Origin of the sequence: Thermobacillus composti KWC4, from assembly GCF_000227705.2 — a bacterium.
Taxonomy (GTDB): Bacteria; Bacillota; Bacilli; order Paenibacillales; family Paenibacillaceae; genus Thermobacillus; species Thermobacillus xylanilyticus.
Genome location: NC_019897.1, coordinates 2,646,560 through 2,663,085, shown reverse-complemented (window position 1 = coordinate 2,663,085; position 16,526 = coordinate 2,646,560). Strand labels below are relative to the sequence as shown.

The window sequence follows — 16,526 nt, the reverse complement described above, 5'->3', positions numbered from 1 at the left end:
GAAGGACGATCGGGGATGAAGAAGAATCGCTGGCTGCTGGTGCTTTTTGTCGTCATCGGGCTCGTGGCGGGAGCGCTTGTCGCGAAATGGCTGGAACAGGTTCCCGCGCTGGATTTCCTGACCGACTCGGTTCCGATTGTCTGGTCGCCGGCGGCGGATTTGATCGTCGTCGCGTTTGATTTGACGGTCAGACTCAACATCAGCCTGCTCAGCATCATCAGCGTCGTCCTGGCAATCTGGCTCTATCGCAGAATGTAGATCCCGCGTCTTGCGGCGCGGGACGGAAGGAAGTCCGTATGTCGAAAGATGGGTCTTACGTCGGACAAGCCGTTCAGGCGCTCGTGCTGGGGTCGACTTCGCCGCGCCGGCGGGAACTTGTGCAGCTGCTGGGCCTCCGCACTCCGGTCCGCTTCGAGGCGTCCGACGCGGATGAATCGATACCGCCGGGGCTTGCGCCGGCGGAAGCGGCGCAGCGGCTGGCGCTGAACAAGGCGGTCAGCGTCCGGGATCGGCTGGGCGCGGAGGCGGCGGGAACCGTCATTGTCGGCGCCGATACGATCGTCGTGCTGGACGGCGACATTCTCGGCAAGCCGCGAGACGCCGCGGACGCGCGCCGGATGCTCGGCATGCTGCAGGGCCGTGCGCATGAAGTTATCACCGGCGTGGCCGTCCTGAACGGAACGTCGGGAGAATCAAAGACCGCCGGCAGCATCACCCGGGTCGTCATGAAGCCGCTTGATGAGGACCGGATCGCACGGTACGTCGCGACCGGCGAGCCGCTCGACAAAGCCGGGGGCTATGACACCACAATGCACCTTGGAGACATTGGTCAGTATCGTATCATATCTGAGTCGCCAGACGGTCGACCGGAAATAATTGTTGGTCACACCGTCAGTAAGGTAACTTTTAGACCGATGAGCGATGAAGAGATTTGGGCGTATGTAAAAACTGGTGATCCTTTAGATAAGGCGGGCGCGTACGGTGTACAGGGGATTGGCTCGGTATTTATTGAAAAAATCGAAGGAGATTTTTACAGTATTATGGGGCTTCCCTTGAACCTTCTTTATCAGATGTTGTTAATGTTTGGAATCAGCTTATTTAATCAATCATAGTTGAGTTGAATATTTTTCGTTTCTTTCGAAGGCGCCTATAATTGGCGCCTTATTTGTTGTTTCCTTATATGCTCAACCCAATGTTCCTTGATTAGGTCTTTTGTCCAAAACATAAATTAAAAAGAAGCATAAATTATTCCAAGACTTATGCATAGTAGAGGTGGGATTATTGACGAAAAAGCATAGATTAAAGTGTAAATTTTTTAAACCTACAAAGCGTAGAAAGAGAAGAGGCAGAAAAAAAGTAATATACAAAATTAATTGTGTAATAAAACGTTTAAATATTATTTGCCCAAAACAACCTTTTATTGGTGTTAAACCAATAGTAAGAAGATATTTTTTTGTTGCACCCCATGACATTAATTTATCAGGAGAAAAAATAGTTTTGTTTCCCAATCAGTTTGTTGATGATAAAGGCGAAACCGTTGCCAAGTTTATTGACCCTAAATTTCGAAAGCCCGTAATATCAAACGCTGTATATAGTGGAACTGCCAAACTAGCTGTAAGAATGTGGCGATTTCCCAGTTCGTTCGGTTCAAGTCAACATTATGTGGATACACTTTCCCCCTCCCCAATGAAGAGGCTGCGATTTCTTCCATGTTAAATTTAGGGGTTTTCATTCCAAAAGTGCGATCCTGGCTTCTATTCGTTGCCATGCATACCGGTTTGCAAAGTCTTTCGCCAGCTTGAGAATGATGTTGCGGCTATGCCGAATAATCGTTGCTGCGCAATGGAAGAACTCTAATCGGAACCGTGCGATTGTGTAACCTTGATGTACCGGTTCGCAGCAGCTTCGCTTGAATCGCTCGAACAAATTGTAGGCGAGTAATTTGATCAACAAGTCGAGTTCATTCGCCTCAAATTCGCTCGTCGCAATTCTATCAATGGAGAAGCCGTTCTTCGCTTCCTTGATATAGTTCTCCATGCAACAGCGTTGGTTGTAGAAGCGCCACAGATCAAGCGGCTCCCATTCGAGATTGGTGACGATCGCTTCGTATTGCCAATCCGAATCGAACACCATGCGGGTCTGGCCTTCATCGACGATGTGTGCCTTGCGAACAATCGCTACGCGGCGCGCCTTCTCCCAAGATGTCGCTTTGTAGATGATCGTAATCCCTTCGATGATCCAGTCTTCATCGACGAATCGTTTCCAGTACCGGCAGGCTGCGACTTGTTCTGCAAGGCGCTTTGTCCATTTCAACTTTCCGACGTAACCGATTCCTTTGCCTTCCCACAGGCCGTAGAAATCTTCACCGCCGAAGCCCTTATCGAACCTCGCGTACTTCACCGGATGCTCCCTCAGCAGTTCGAAGGTTTGGTGAAGAAAGCTGACGCATCCGTGGAGGAGTGCGTATTGCCCGAACGTAGAACGGCATTCAAACATAGACGAGACTGTCCTTCGAAGGCCAGCAAAGGATGATAACTCTTACGGCCGGGCTTATGCGGGTTCGTGCCTTTAGCCGCTCCGCCCTGATCGCCATATACGGTTTCAACGGTGGAGTCAAGGTCCAGAATGAGAGCCTCTGGTAAACAAGGTCCAATGATTTCCTGATTGAGCGACCGCAGCTCAGTCAACAAGTTCGGGTGCGATTTGCTAAGACGCGACAACTCTTTGTATAACAGCGAATGGTGCGGACAGCGTCCACCGAGAAACCGCTTTAGAAGCGAGTCTTGCTGTAGCTTGCGGAAATGGAAGAGGCGTTCGCAGCCGAGCATCCAGCCGACGACGAGATAAAGCAGAATACGGTAGACGGGGAACAGCGAGTTGTTTGCTTTCATGCATGACAGCCTTTGTAAAGCAGCGGCAAACTTGATTTTTTCGAGGTATTCCAGGAAGATTTTGATGCCGCCGAAATTGGTCGCGTTCTGTAGGGAAAATTCGGTCTTGATTTTGCTGATGGGTGTGGTAGACTTCACCTAAAAGGTGCTCCTCTCTTTGGGTGTAGTGTTCTCGATAAACACCATTCTACCAAAGATTTGGGCACTTTTTTATGTTTTCATAGGATCGCACTTTCGAAATTCAGGTTGACTTTGGTCAAGAAGGTTACTTCAATTTGTACGTTAACGGAGCATTGCAAGAGGGTAAGTTATATCATGTAAATTCCGATGCGTTAACTATTATATCGACAGGGCAAACGATTTACAAAGGAACCCCCATTATAGTCAGTGTCAAGCTAGCGTGGGCAGTCATTTAAGATGCTTGGAACGCGAACCCCAAAGGAAACCTCTTCCTTGTAAGCGCTTTGCTTCGTTCTTTCATCAAATAAAAGTGATTTGTCAGAATTTTTTGCCATTATCCGCGAAGAGCTTTGAGTGCCATACCCGTTGTGCTGCTTTGCTTCGGTCCTTGCAGCATGCGAATCATTCCAGCGATACAACCCTTGACTGGTTGCGTCGCGTTCTTGAGCAATTGCCGCATGTTTATTGGCTGTTGTGACGTTGCTTGCATACTCGCATGTCCTTCAACCGTTCTTACAACCATGCCGGCTTCTTTAATCCTCATCATTGTCCGCAGCATCGCCCTGACGCCTCGCTCACTCCAACTGTACCCGCCACGCTTCGTCCGCTTGGCGAATATGCGCATCTGCGATTCCGCGCTTCCCATCGGGCGCATACCGCTTGTGTCGATCCCCTTCACCTGGAGTGTTTTTCGGTAGTCGTCCAAATGCTTCTCGTGCCGCTTCAGATAGCTTTTATACTGCTTCCAATCCTTCCGGTTCTCTTCCGCTATCTCTTGCTCCGCTACGCTTTCTAAGGCCGCTATAAGCGCGGCTGCGTCCTGTTTGGCCAGCGACCGTCTCACGGTCTCCCACACCTTCGGTAAATGTCCGACAAAACGTTTCAAATCACGCGCCACATGAAAGCGGTCCAGCATGTACAGGCATTGGTGAAAGTAGGATGTACATTCCCCGATCCACCCCGCGCCGTCTCCGTTCACCACAAGCCACGTGTTCTCGTCGATTTCGTAACGCTCCACCAGAAAGTCCCCGAACCCTTCCCAGAAGTTGCCGCCGCTCGTATGCAGGTAATGCTGTTTATTCTTCAGCCGCACTCGCTTGCCGCTCTTCTCCCAGCCTTCGTGTACGACAGCGATTGCGTTCTCCATCCCACGCTTCTTGCTCCGCTGCAGCTTCGTGTATAGCCCATCCACTTCCACGAACAATACTCGCGCTGGGCGTCGCTTCACCTCAGACATCGGCTGTTCCGCACGCTCAATCAGTTTTTCCCTGATCGCTTGGTGGCTCAGCACATTGTATCCCAGGAGCTGCTCCAGCCGCTTAGCGCTGTCCCGGTACGACGGTCCTTGGCTGGCGAATGCGATGGCTGTCTCTTCCAAATGCGGACTGACTTTCCCGCGCCCTTCGAATTGCAACAGCTGATCCAGCAGATACACGTGTTTGCCGCTTCTACGGTCACAGTACAATCTCCGCTTAAAGCGCACATTCCCGAACACTGTGTTGACGCTTGTTTCACGCTCGTCCTTTACTCGATAACGCTCTCGGTCCCGTTGCTCCAAGATCTGCTGATCCAGCGCCTCCAGCACCTGCTTCATCGCACGAGCGAATTCCTCCTGCATTTTCCGAAATATCCATTGCTCAATCTCTTTCATTGTCGGCATTGTTGTGGTAATGTTGCTCACAGGAGCTTCCTCCTTCTTGGTGTGTTGTGGACAAACATCACTTTACCAAGGGAGAAGCTCTTTTTCTATGTCCGCTTTTTCCAATTCCTACACCCACGAAGATTTTACACTAACCCCATTATACTTGAATCAATCGGATTTATCATATCGAGAAAAAAATAGGTATATTCACTTGAAGATTAGCCCTGACGTTCATCTTCATTCAGAATATGATTTTATTGTATTACGTTATAGGAGCTCGGAATTAAGCAGTCGTTCTGAGTCCGAATGAGGGGTGAATGAGGCAGAAATGTCGATGAAGCGGCGCCTATGAAAGCTGTTTTCAAGAATGTGCATGCCAAAGAACCCTCAAAAGGGCATTTTTTAAAAAATGCTATGAAGTCCTTTGGCGTTAAGCTGCCGCCAAGCCTTCCAGCCATTGCTCGACAGAGACGAGCTGCTTCTGCTTCTTCGCTTCTTCCAGCCACGCGTCGGCATGCTGGCACATGGCGATCAAGTACACGCGAATGTTCCAGTGGCGGGAACTGCGCCCGCGCGAAGCTTCCAGGTTGTAATCGACTTTCTGGCGCTTGATGCAACGCTCCACTCCGGTTCGCAGCGCGTAACGCTTTCTCCATTCCTTGCTGTCACGGCGGATGCGCGGGAACAGGCGCGGGTTATCCGCGGTGGATGTGTAGAACGTTCTTCCATAATCGGAAGGCGAGCAGGGAGTCGGGCATTCCCATTTGCCGACTTTGGCGGGACAGCGCCATTTGATGCGCTGTCGCCCGGAACACTTGCCCCAGCAGACCATCTTGCGTCCAATGGGGCAGACAGGAACGCCATCGGAGCCAATTTTCATTTCATTGTATACCGTATGCCCGGAACGCCTGAGATTCAGGTCGATGATGGCGGAAACATCATCGTGTTCCAGCATGGTATAGATCGGGAGGGCGTCGTGGGCCGAATCCAGGAGCGCCTCTCCCACCTTCCAGTCCGAGTACCAGTGACGCAGCTCGCGGTAGCCGCAGATCCATGACACCGAGTCATGTTGGCTGGCGCGAAACAATCGCGGGTACACGGGCAAATTGTAAGGACTGTCGGCTGCGGTGAACATGTAGAGCGTACGCCCGTAGTAATATTTCTCGCGATAGCTGTCCCAGCCCCAATCGGCATCCGGATCGGAAAATTGCCGTTTGCAGGAACATTTCCAGTTGCCCGACTGGCGGCAATCGCAAAGGAACTTGCCGTAGGATCGCGCGCCGGTTTCAACCGGAGATCCGTCGCCGATGACGCGGAAAGCGCTCGTATCGCCAAGCAATCCTTTTGCCGCAGAAGGCAGGACAAACAGGGATTGGAACAACTGTTGCAGCAGGTCGTGCGTCCTTGGGGGCGTAGTGGATCTTGCCCTCGCGCAGGATGCGGGAGACGAGTTTCTCCGTAATCTTGGGGTTTTTGGGCTCTTGCTTTTCGTTCTTTTTGCCCTTCTTCCGCGGCTTCTTCAAGCGGCGTTTGACGCGCCCGGTCTTATGCGGAGTGGATGCCCGCCAAAGCCGGGGGAAAAAGTCGTAGAACGTTCCGACACCCGGCGTCTCACCGGGTTTAAAGCCGCAGACAATGGCATAGACCGGCGTCGTTCGCAGCGCGACGACTCCGTCATCGACACTGAGCCCGAGCTTGGTGAAGAGCAACATGCAGCGGAGCATGTCGGCGGGATCGTGGGGCTTGCGGCCTCTGGGATTGGAGGAGTAAGCCGAACGCATCAAGGAAGCGGTGGCGGACAGATCGATCGGCGTGATCCAGAAGATCAAGTCGCGATAGAAGTGTTGCAAGAACAACATGGCTTCCGGGGTGTCGAACTCCTTGCGCAGTTGATCGCTTACGAAGGTCAAGTAGTCCTGGTGAGAACGAGAAACGATTTTCACACAATCACCCAATTTTCTAGAGATAGGCAGTAAAAAAATGCCTTCTCGGCGATTGTTGGGGAGTTTCGAAAATGTCAAGAGGAAAGTTTGTTCGCATCCCTATTTTGGGGGTGAAACAATAAAGGACCCTGGCCAGAAAGCTAGAGTCCACAACGGAAATGAATTTCCGAGAAGCTTAACATTTTATGAGGAGGTTTGTTATCATGGCACTACAACTTATGAAGTTACTTGTTACGGCAACAACGACAGTTGAAACGGTTCCATCGCCACAAAAGTTTTTCTATGTAACAACTGGTGAAACCGCGGCGGGTGCAACATTGACGATTGATACTGCCGATTTTTTCGATGATACCGGGGCAGCAGCAACTGATCTTCCTGCATTGGCGACAAACAATAGTATGTATAATGTTTACATTAACGGTGTGTTGCAAATGCAGGGGATTTCAACCTATACTCCCGGAGCCACTACAGTAGGTTCACTGGTGATTAATGTACCCGCAGGAGGAGAACCTATTTTGGCGGGTTCGCCGATTGTATTAGAAGTAATAAATTATGTTCCAACTTCTACGACCACGGTAAACACGTGATCTAATTAATAGATGAGAAAAAACGATAGTGAAGTTCGGAAAGTCCGGAGTCATTCCCGGACTTTTTTGCGTTTGGCAGCGCATCGTGCTAACTGGTGGGAAGAATTGGCTGACGGAGTCGGATAACTTTGTAACTCAACTTTCGGTGCGACCAAGCCTAGGTTGTGAAGTTTAGCAGGTGGAAATCCTGCTTGGAAAGGCTAAAGCCAAGCCACCAATAGCGAGTCTTGAGCGACTGGAAGTAATTTCAGGCGCTAAGCGTAGACAGTCAGGTAGTAGGCCTGAAAGTGATGGAGCCTCGAAAAGAGTAAACCGGAGAGGTCGACGTTTTCGAAAGTACGGAAGACAACACTCATTTCTGCGTCAATGGCAAGGAGGAATGAGCTCTCCCGGGGTCGAAGAGCCAGGCATGCTATACAATGACTTCACAGCAACTTGGGAGGCCCTGCCCATTCTTCGGAAAGGAAGTATGACAAACAACCGATCACAAGGGAGGATGTCAAATGATGGACAGGGAGTCGGATCACTGCGTAGTACCGATGAAACCGAGTAATGTCGGCAGAGGGAAGGCAGGGACATATCACCGCTCTTGCTACGGACACATTTTCTACACACAGGGGTAGGCCAAAAGTGCAAACAAAACTAGCGAGAATAGCAGAGATTGCAAAAGAAAATCCAAAAGAGCAATTCACATCGCTGTATCACCTCTTGAACGAGGAGCTGCTGACACAATGCCATCGAGAACTGGATGGCAATAAGGCGACAGGCATCGATCAGGTCACGAAAACAGCGTACGAGGAAAACCTGGAATCAAACATTAGAGATTTGGTAGAGCGGCTAAAAAGGAAAAGTTACCGGCCACAACCCGTAAGAAGAACATACATACCCAAGGATGAAAAGAGCAAGAGGCCGCTCGGCATCCCTTCTTACGAGGACAAAATCGTGCAACTGGGACTGAACAAGATTTTACAGGCCATCTACGAACAGGACTTTCTGGACCTATCCTACGGTTTCCGACCGGGAAGAAGCTGTCATGACGCGCTGAAAGCACTGAATCGCATCATCGAGTATGGAAAAACCAGCTATATTGTGGACGCCGACATCCGCAGCTTCTTCACGAATGTCAATCACGAATGGCTCATGAAATTCCTTGGAGTGAGAATAGCAGACCCCAATATTCAAAGACTAATCTGGCGTTTTCTGAAAGCCGGGGTGATGGAACAGGGCACGTGGGAGCCGACGGAAACCGGTACTCCTCAAGGGTCCCTGATTTCGCCGATACTTGCAAACCTCTACCTGCATTACGCTCTCGATTTATGGTTCGAGATTGCAGTAAAAAGAGCGTGCCGTGGCGACGCGAATATGATCAGATACGCCGATGATTACGTGTGCTGTTTTCGATACAAGGACGATGCAGAGCGATTCTATGCGGCACTAATCAAGCGTCTGGCCAAATTCGACCTGCAAATTGCAGAAGAGAAAACGAAAATCCTGGAATTTGGACGCTTCGCCGCAGAAAACCGGAAGCGAAAAGGAATGGGAAAGCCCAAGACGTTTGATTTCTTAGGGTTTACTCACTACTGCAGCAAAAGCAGCAAGGGCAAATTCAGAGTAAAGAGGAAAACAAGCGGAAAGAAGTTTAAGGCAAAAGTGAAAGCATTCAAAGAATGGCTGAAAACAGAACGCCATCAAGACGTGAAGGAGATAATGAAAACAATACGGGCAAAGCTGATCGGACATTATCGCTATTATGGAATAACCGACAATAGCCGAATGCTGTCCGTATACAAATTTCAGATTACCAAAGTGTTGTTTAAATGGCTAAATCGCAGAAGCCAAAAAAGAAGCTTCACGTATGACAAATTCAATCTCTTTCTGAAACGTAACCCTTTACCTGAACCCAAAATTTATGTGAATATCTATGGATGATTATTGCAACTCTGTAAAGGATGATATGAGGAGCCGTATGCCTTAATTGGGCACGTACGGATCTGTGAGGGGCGTGAGCCGTGAGGCTCACGTCTACTCGACCAGAGAGAAAATGGCGCTAATTCCTTGGGATGATGGGGTTTAGCTCGTTTGGTTCCAGGCTTGACGAAATGAAAAACACCTCTCTGTTTGGTATAATTGGAATTGCCAAGATCCCAAAACCGAACAGAAAAGGTGTTTCCTACATGATAAATCAAACGACGCCATTCGATCAACTCCCTCAAGAGATCAAACCTGCTTTTCAGGAACTGAAAGTTCTCAAACACTTGAATGCCGCGGGGTTCAGGAAGAAATTCGGATTTACCTGCGCCTGGTTGTTTCGCCTTGTCTTTGTCCTGATGTTCCATCAGAAGAACGGGTTTCGTCTGCTGGAAAGCAACAAAGGCGAGACGTTCCCCGGCAAAGATGCGGTGTATCGTTTCTTGAATCACGGCGGCTACGCATGGCGGCGGTTTTTGCTGTCGCTCAGCAGCGAAACGATCGCAAGAATCGAACCGCTGACCTCGTCAAACCGGGAGACCGCCTTGATTTTCGACGATTCCATGTACGCGCGCAACCGGAGCAAGGCCGTCGAGATGCTGGCGCGCTTCAAGGATCATGCGACCGGTGCTTTCTACAAAGGCTTCGATGGGCTGGTCGGACGGCCATTCGTTTGTCCCGATGGACTTTGCGCTGCTGAGTTCGGCGAAGTCCGGCATCAACGGCATGGTGGACGGGATCGGCAAGCGAAGCCATGGCTACAAGCGGCGGCTAGAAGCGTTTTGTACGGCTCCGCAGGTCATCGCGGCCATGCTGGATCGTGCGCTTGAGGCCGGCGTTTCGGCATCGTACGCCCTGATGGACAGTTGGTTTACACATGCGCCGCTCATTCAGGCAATCATCCGTCGCGGACTGCACGTGATCGGCATGGTCAAGAACGATAACAAGCGCTATCTCGTGAACGGGAAGCGGCTCAGCCTGAAGGAACTGTATGCCGCTTCCCCGCGTGTCGAAGGGAAGAACCGCAACATCCTTCGTCTCATCCGAACCTCGCTCGCCCCGGGAATCCCGGTGGTGGTCGTGTTTGTCCGCCATCGTTCCAGGAAAAACGAATGGCTTGCCCTGCTTTCGACTGACCTTGGGCTGACGGCCCAGGACATCATCCGGATCTATCGGATGCGATGGGACATCGAGGTTTTCTTCAAGTGCGCCAAGTCGCTGCTGCGCCTGCAAAACGAGTTTCAGGGCCGTTCGTATGATATGCTCGTAAACCATACGACCATTGTGTTTTCGCGCTATATCCTGCTGGCCTGGCAGCATCGGCAAAGCACGGACGTGCGTTCGCTCGGCGGCCTGTTTTATTTGCTTTGTGACGAAATCGGCGCGGTGGACTGGGTCGCAGCGTTACAGCAATTGGTCGATTTGATCCATGAAGTCGCTGCAAAAGCAGGCAAAAAGCTTTCGGCGTTTATTCAGCGTCAACTCAAGGAGTGGATTGCTGCTCTGCCCAATGACATCAAGGCTTATCTGCCTATTTCATGCTGCGAAAGTTGAGTCATAAACATATAAATCTTTTCTCGGGGTTTCTGAAATGCGCTGATTGTGGTCATGGTATGGTTGCTCTTAACAAGGAGGGCAAACATAAGTCCTACATCTGTGGGACTTATAGGAGAGTCGGTAAAATTGCCTGTTCAACGCACTACATCTTGGATCGTACTCTTGTGCCTGCAATTAAAGCCCATCTTACTGTGCTTCGATAAAAGTTATCAAGCGCAATCGCGGCGTTTGATGCTAAACTGAAAGATCGCGTTGAACGAGAAGATAATTTTGAGGTATCCTTAAAGAGGTTAAATAAAGAACTTCAGCAACTTTCAGATGAACTCAAAGTTACATTGTCGCAAAAAATTAAGGACATTGCCAAAAATCCTGACATGGCGGATATTATCTCTGAAACCTACGCTGAGCTAGAAGCTGAAAAACGCCAACATATTAATACTGTTTCAAAGCAGATTGAGGAATTGACCGCTGTTAGAGAGAAGTCGAGTATGTTCAAGGAAGGCGCAAGAACGGATGATATCATAGCAAAGGATACACTAAATCGTAAAGACCTTGAGATCCTTATTGACAAAATAATCGTCAGTAAAGATGGGGAACCTACAATATACTTGAAAGCCAATATTGAGCAATTACTTAATTACGATGGAGGTGATGATCCAGATGGTTCCGGTGGCGGGAACAACAAAGCCACCGTTACCTACAAGGCAGGGGCTGTGACGAAATCATTCGTATCAATTGTAGCTATGGAGAATAAAGCGGGGCATTCTGCTTCGGTAATGTCAATAAATGGTGGTTTTCACCCCTCAAAAGAACCATTTAGCACTACAAAGCAGGCGCTTACGGCATCCAGGGACTGGCCGCCGGATTCGTGGAAAGAATCGAAGGCTGTTACTTCAATGTCGTCGGTCTGCCGCTTTCGCTGCTTGGCGACCTGCTGGCCGAATTCGGTGTGGAGACCATTTGACGTCAAGCTGCGGCCGGTTCGGCATTGACGGAGGGTGCAGCCCAAGGAGGATTTGAATCACATGGACTCACGTGTCATTCTGCTGCGCGACGTCCCCAAGGAAGACCGGCCGAGAGAGCGCATGATGATCGATGGGGCGGAAGCGCTGAGCGATGCGGAACTGCTTGCGATATTGCTGAGGACCGGAACGCGCAATGAATCCGCCATCAATCTCGCAAACCGGATTTTGCGCGAATGCGGGGGCTTAAGGCAGCTGGTCGACATGAGCATCGCCGAGTTGACCAACATCCACGGCGTCGGTCCGGCCAAGGCCGTGCAGCTCAGGGCAGGCATCGAGCTTGGCCGCAGGCTGGCGCGCAGGGCCGCATCCGACCGGCCGGCGATCCGGAAGCCGGAAGACGCGGCGAAGCTGGTGATGGAAGATCTCCGCTCCGAGCTCAAGGAACATTTCGTCTGCCTTTTTCTGAACACGAAGAACCAGGTCCTCGCGCGCGAGACGCTTTCCGTCGGCACGCTCAACGCGTCGCTCGTCCATCCGCGCGAAGTGTTCCGGGCCGCGATCAAGCGGGGCAGCGCGTCGATCATCTGCCTGCACAATCACCCGAGCGGCGATCCGACGCCGAGCCCCGAGGACATTGCGCTGACCAGGCGCCTGCACGAAGCGGGGGCGCTGATCGGCATCGACGTGCTGGACCATATCGTCATCGGCGACGGACGGTTCGTCAGTTTGAAGGAGCAAGGATACCTGTAATATAATGAGAAGGATTGTCTGACGACAGAAGGGAGCAAGACGATGTTCGGAACGAAAGATCTGGGCATTGACCTGGGAACAGCCAACACTCTGGTCTATGCCCGCGGCAAAGGCATTGTCGTCAGGGAACCTTCCGTGGTCGCCCTGCGCACCGATACGAAGACGATCGAAGCGGTCGGCGAACAGGCGAAACGGATGATCGGTCGGACGCCGGGCAACATCCGGGCGGTCCGGCCGATGAAAGACGGGGTTATCGCCGACTTTGACACCACCGCGACGATGATCAAATATTTCATCCGCCAGGCGCAGAAGAAGCGCTCGATCTTCTCGCGCAATCCGAATGTCATGGTCTGTGTGCCTTCGGGCATTACGGCCGTCGAGAAACGCGCCGTCGAAGACGCGACGCGGCAGGCGGGCGCGCGCGAAGCCTATACGATCGAGGAGCCGTTCGCCGCGGCGATCGGCGCCGATCTTCCGGTATGGGAGCCGACGGGGAGCATGGTCGTCGACATCGGCGGCGGCACGACGGAAGTCGCGGTTATTTCGCTCGGCGGCATTGTGACGAGCCGCTCGATCCGGGTCGCCGGCGACGAGATGGACGAAGCGATCATTCAGTATATCAAGCGGACTTACAATCTGCTGATCGGCGAGCGGACGGCGGAGCAGCTCAAGCTGGACATTGGCTCGGCGCTGCCGCTTGATCATGAGCAATCGGTCGAGATCCGCGGACGCGATCTCGTTACCGGGCTGCCGAAGACAATTCCGATCTCGTCCAATGAAATTACCGAGGCCCTCACGGATACGGTCGGTTCCATCGTCGATGCGGTGAAAGTAACGCTTGAGCGGTGCCCGCCCGAGCTGTCGGCCGACATCATGGACCGCGGCATCGTGCTTACGGGCGGCGGCGGTCTGCTGCGCAATCTGGACAAGCTGCTGGCGCGCGAGACCGGCATGCCGGTCATCGTGGCCGAGAACGCGCTCGATTGCGTGGCGGTCGGAACCGGACGCGCGCTGGAGAACATCCATTTGTTCAAATCCCGCGGCTCGGCGGTGGCGCGTTCCAGCCGTTAACGACGGCCAACCGGACGAGAACCGGATACACGGATGGGGCGGGTGAGCGAACTGTTTCGCATATTTCGCAACAAAAAGCTGTTCGTTCTCTTGATCGTCCTGATTGTGTTCGCCGCGATCATGGGATTCTCGCTCGGACAGCGGGATAAATTGACATGGCCCGAAAATTTTGTCGGCGATACGGTCACCTTTGTGCAGCAATGGTTCTACAAGCCCGCCGGTTACCTGGCGGGCTTGTTTGAAGACATTCGCAAGATGCGCGAAATTTACCGGGAGAACGAGGAACTGCGCACGACCGTCGCACGGTATGCCCGGGACCGGGTGACATACAACCGGATCGAACTGGAGAATGAAAGGCTCAAAGAAGCGTTGGAGTTCAAAGAACGCCAGAAGCGGATGTTCGACTATGAATATGTGATTGCGCAGGTCGTGGCCGTCAGCCAGGACCCGCTCAATCCGACGTTCAAAATCAATCTGGGGTCGACCGACGGCATCAGGCCGGACATGGCGGTCGTCACGACGGACGGTCTGGTCGGGCTTGTGAGCCGCGTGTTCCCGCTCTATTCAACGGTGATGCCGATCACGCAGCTGGACAGCGAGTCCAGCGGGGCGCGGGCCATCTCCGCGACGGTCATGGAGCACAAGGAATCATTCGGCGTTATCGAAGATTATGATACGCAGCGGGGCATGCTGGTCATGAACCGGATCGCGGAGAACGATCCGCTCTCCAAGGACGACGTGGTCATCACATCCGGACTCGGCGGCGTCTACCCGTACGGGCTGGTCATCGGGACGGTGGAATCCCGGCAAGTGGGCGATTTCGGCCTGACACATACGGCGTATATCAAACCGGCTGCCGATTTCGACCGGCTCACCGAAGTGTTCGTCGTCGTGCCTCCGGATATCGAAGAGGCGGCACCATGAACAAGAAGCTGGTCATTCCGCTGATGGTGCTGCTGTTCATGCTGGAGACGACCGTCGTGCCGTGGCTCATTCCGGAGCCGATGTACGGACGGATCGCTCCGCATTTCGTTTTCGTCGCTGCGTTGTATGCCGGCTTGTACGCAGGCCGGCATCAGGCGTTGCTCCTTGGATTTTTCTTCGGCTTGGTGCAGGACATCGTGTTCTACGGCCACCTGCTCGGCGTCCACTCGCTCCTGATGGGCGTGATCGCCTATCTGACGGGCCTCTTGCTTGAAGGCAAGCGCATTCCGATGCTGACGGCGCTCGCCGTCATCGGTCTGGCCTGCTTCCTGTACGATGCGGCCGCATACGGCGTCTACCGCATTTTCCGTGTCACGCACGAAACGTTCGAATTCGTCCTGCTGCACTCCATCGCGCCGAGTCTGTTCCTGCAGATCGGATTTGCGCTCGCGGTGTACGTGCCCGCCCGCCGGCTTTTCGAAGCGAAGGCGAAGAAAAATGCGGATGAAGCAGAATAACGTCCGCCAGGCAGGATTTCGGGCTGTCGAAACCGAATCGTTTAAGGCAGCCCCTTTCGGGGAGGGAACGGCTTGACCGGCAAGCAACGAATCGTGATCAAAGGCGTGAAGGACGGCCTGGTGTTCCTGCTCGACGACCGCTGCGGGATGGACGAACTGCTGGCCGAGCTGAACGACAAGCTGGAACGGTCCCATCACAAGCTGCTCACGGGGCCGCTGGTGCACGTCAAGCTCAAGCTCGGCAGCCGGCGCATTTCGGAAGCGGACAAGGAGCGCCTGGTTGACGCCATCAGGCAACGAGGCAATCTGATCGTGCAATCGATCGAAGCGGATCCCGACCCTGCCGAACAACCGGCCGGCGCCGGCAACCTGCACGTCATGACCGGCGTCATCCGTTCGGGCCAGACGGTTGAACGGGACGGACATCTGCTGTTGCTCGGCGATGTCAACCCGGGCGGGTCGGTAAGCTGTACGGGCGACATTTTCATCATGGGCGCACTTCGGGGAACGGCGCACGCGGGCTGCCGGGGCAATACGGATGCCGTCATCGCGGCTTCCCTGATGCGGCCGACCCAGCTTCGCATCGCGGACTGCATCAGCCGGCCGCCGGAGGAATGGATGACGGATGACGCCCAGATGGAATTCGCATACCTGGAGGATGGCCGGATGAGGATCGACAAGATTTCCCGGCTGAGCCGCTTCCGTCAAGATCCGATCGTGTTCAAAGGAGTGTAAGGCATGGGAGAAGCGATAGTCGTAACTTCGGGGAAGGGCGGCGTCGGCAAAACGACGACATCGGCGAATCTGGGCACCGCGCTCGCGCTGCAGGGCAAGAAAGTGTGCATGGTGGACACGGACATCGGTCTGCGCAACCTCGATGTCGTGATGGGACTCGAGAACCGCATCATCTATGACATCATTGACGTCGCGGAGGGCAGGTGCCGGCTCGCGCAGGCGCTGGTCAAGGACAAGCGCTTCGACGAGCTGTACATGCTGCCGGCTGCCCAGACGAAAGACAAGCACGACATCTCGCCGGATCAGGTGAAGCAGATCATAGGTGACCTGAAGCGGGATTTCGACTATATCATCATCGACTGTCCGGCCGGCATCGAGCAAGGATTCCGCAACGCGGTGGCCGGCGCGGATGCTGCGATCATCGTGACGACGCCGGAGAACGCGGCCGTGCGCGACGCCGACAGGGTGATCGGGCTGCTTGAACAACACCGCATTCCTGCGCGGCTCATCATCAACCGCATCCGCGCGAACATGGTGAAATCCGGCGAGATGCTGGATGTCGACGAGATCGTCCAGGTGCTCGCCGTCGATCTGCTCGGCATCGTGCCGGATGACGAGAAAGTCATCAAGGCGGCGAACTCCGGCGAACCGACCGTCATGGACCCTTCATCCCGCGCCGCGATCGCCTATCGCAACATTGCGCGCCGCGTGCTCGGGGAGAAGGTGCCGCTCATGCAGCTGGACGACAAGACCGGGATGATGCAGCGATTCCGCAAGTTTTTCGGAATAGGATGA

The 16,526-nt window shown here is 53.1% G+C and carries 15 protein-coding genes and 3 pseudogenes; 14 read left to right on the top strand and 4 right to left on the bottom strand.

Features of this window, described 5'->3' with window-relative positions; genetic code table 11:
* The first annotated feature begins 15 nt into the window (after window positions 1-15).
* The gene (locus tag THECO_RS12440; protein WP_015255402.1) at window positions 16-258 is read left to right on the top strand and encodes a DUF4321 domain-containing protein; all 243 of its coding nucleotides are present in this window, start codon (window positions 16-18) and stop codon (window positions 256-258) included.
* Between the two features lie 38 nt (window positions 259-296).
* The gene (locus THECO_RS12435; RefSeq protein ID WP_015255401.1) at window positions 297-1,112 is read left to right on the top strand and encodes a Maf family protein; all 816 of its coding nucleotides are present in this window, start codon (window positions 297-299) and stop codon (window positions 1,110-1,112) included.
* A gap of 616 nt (window positions 1,113-1,728) precedes the next feature.
* On the opposite strand, the pseudogene THECO_RS12430 reads toward THECO_RS12435, so the two are convergent.
* Window positions 1,729-3,029: pseudogene (locus tag THECO_RS12430) on the bottom strand (IS1380 family transposase).
* Between the two features lie 101 nt (window positions 3,030-3,130).
* On the opposite strand from THECO_RS12430, the gene THECO_RS22730 reads away from it, so the two are divergent.
* On the top strand, window positions 3,131-3,307 hold the full coding sequence (locus THECO_RS22730; RefSeq protein ID WP_083883234.1) for a DUF4183 domain-containing protein: 177 nt from the start codon (window positions 3,131-3,133) through the stop codon (window positions 3,305-3,307).
* A gap of 98 nt (window positions 3,308-3,405) precedes the next feature.
* Here the strand turns inward: THECO_RS22730 and THECO_RS12425 are convergent, their stop codons facing one another.
* The 3 genes from THECO_RS12425 to THECO_RS22315 all read right to left on the bottom strand — a co-directional run bounded on the left by THECO_RS12425 (window position 3,406) and on the right by THECO_RS22315 (window position 6,656).
* Window positions 3,406-4,752, bottom strand: a complete 1,347-nt coding sequence (locus THECO_RS12425) for an ISLre2-like element ISTco2 family transposase (RefSeq protein WP_015255399.1) — start codon at window positions 4,750-4,752, stop codon at window positions 3,406-3,408.
* A 391-nt stretch (window positions 4,753-5,143) separates the two neighbouring features.
* The gene (locus tag THECO_RS22320) at window positions 5,144-6,052 is read right to left on the bottom strand and encodes a hypothetical protein (RefSeq protein ID WP_232427683.1); all 909 of its coding nucleotides are present in this window, start codon (window positions 6,050-6,052) and stop codon (window positions 5,144-5,146) included.
* Window positions 6,000-6,656 (bottom strand): hypothetical protein, encoded by a 657-nt coding sequence (locus THECO_RS22315; protein ID WP_232427682.1) that lies wholly within the window; start codon window positions 6,654-6,656, stop codon window positions 6,000-6,002. Before THECO_RS22315 ends, THECO_RS22320 begins: the two co-directional genes overlap by 53 nt.
* Window positions 6,657-6,859: 203 nt before the next feature.
* On the opposite strand from THECO_RS22315, the gene THECO_RS21155 reads away from it, so the two are divergent.
* The 11 genes and pseudogenes from THECO_RS21155 (at window position 6,860) to minD (ending at window position 16,526) form a co-directional block, all read left to right on the top strand.
* Entirely contained in the window at window positions 6,860-7,243 is a 384-nt protein-coding gene (locus THECO_RS21155) for a DUF4183 domain-containing protein (RefSeq protein ID WP_015255398.1), read from the top strand.
* A 630-nt stretch (window positions 7,244-7,873) separates the two neighbouring features.
* Window positions 7,874-9,172 (top strand): group II intron reverse transcriptase/maturase, encoded by a 1,299-nt coding sequence (gene ltrA, locus THECO_RS12415; RefSeq protein ID WP_015255396.1) that lies wholly within the window; start codon window positions 7,874-7,876, stop codon window positions 9,170-9,172.
* Between the two features lie 245 nt (window positions 9,173-9,417).
* Window positions 9,418-10,765, top strand: a pseudogene (locus THECO_RS12410) (IS4 family transposase).
* Entirely contained in the window at window positions 10,750-10,971 is a 222-nt protein-coding gene (locus THECO_RS22725) for a zinc ribbon domain-containing protein (RefSeq protein WP_083883232.1), read from the top strand. The pseudogene THECO_RS12410 and the gene THECO_RS22725 overlap by 16 nt, the downstream one beginning before the upstream one ends.
* Before the next feature lie 623 nt (window positions 10,972-11,594).
* Window positions 11,595-11,732, top strand: a pseudogene (locus THECO_RS21145) (Maf family protein); the annotation flags it as partial.
* 61 nt (window positions 11,733-11,793) lie between these two features.
* Window positions 11,794-12,483 (top strand): RadC family protein, encoded by a 690-nt coding sequence (gene radC, locus THECO_RS12405; protein WP_015255393.1) that lies wholly within the window; start codon window positions 11,794-11,796, stop codon window positions 12,481-12,483.
* Window positions 12,484-12,525: 42 nt separating this feature from the next.
* On the top strand, window positions 12,526-13,554 hold the full coding sequence (locus tag THECO_RS12400; RefSeq protein WP_015255392.1) for a rod shape-determining protein: 1,029 nt from the start codon (window positions 12,526-12,528) through the stop codon (window positions 13,552-13,554).
* A 33-nt stretch (window positions 13,555-13,587) separates the two neighbouring features.
* Window positions 13,588-14,478 carry a rod shape-determining protein MreC gene (gene mreC / locus THECO_RS12395; protein WP_015255391.1) on the top strand — a complete coding sequence of 297 codons (891 nt, stop codon included), beginning with the start codon at window positions 13,588-13,590 and terminating at the stop codon, window positions 14,476-14,478.
* Window positions 14,475-14,996 (top strand): rod shape-determining protein MreD, encoded by a 522-nt coding sequence (gene mreD / locus THECO_RS12390; protein WP_015255390.1) that lies wholly within the window; start codon window positions 14,475-14,477, stop codon window positions 14,994-14,996. The genes mreC and mreD overlap by 4 nt, the downstream gene beginning before the upstream one ends.
* 72 nt (window positions 14,997-15,068) lie before the next feature.
* Window positions 15,069-15,731, top strand: a complete 663-nt coding sequence (locus THECO_RS12385) for a septum site-determining protein MinC (RefSeq protein ID WP_015255389.1) — start codon at window positions 15,069-15,071, stop codon at window positions 15,729-15,731.
* A 3-nt stretch (window positions 15,732-15,734) separates the two neighbouring features.
* Window positions 15,735-16,526 carry a septum site-determining protein MinD gene (minD, locus tag THECO_RS12380; RefSeq protein ID WP_015255388.1) on the top strand — a complete coding sequence of 264 codons (792 nt, stop codon included), beginning with the start codon at window positions 15,735-15,737 and terminating at the stop codon, window positions 16,524-16,526.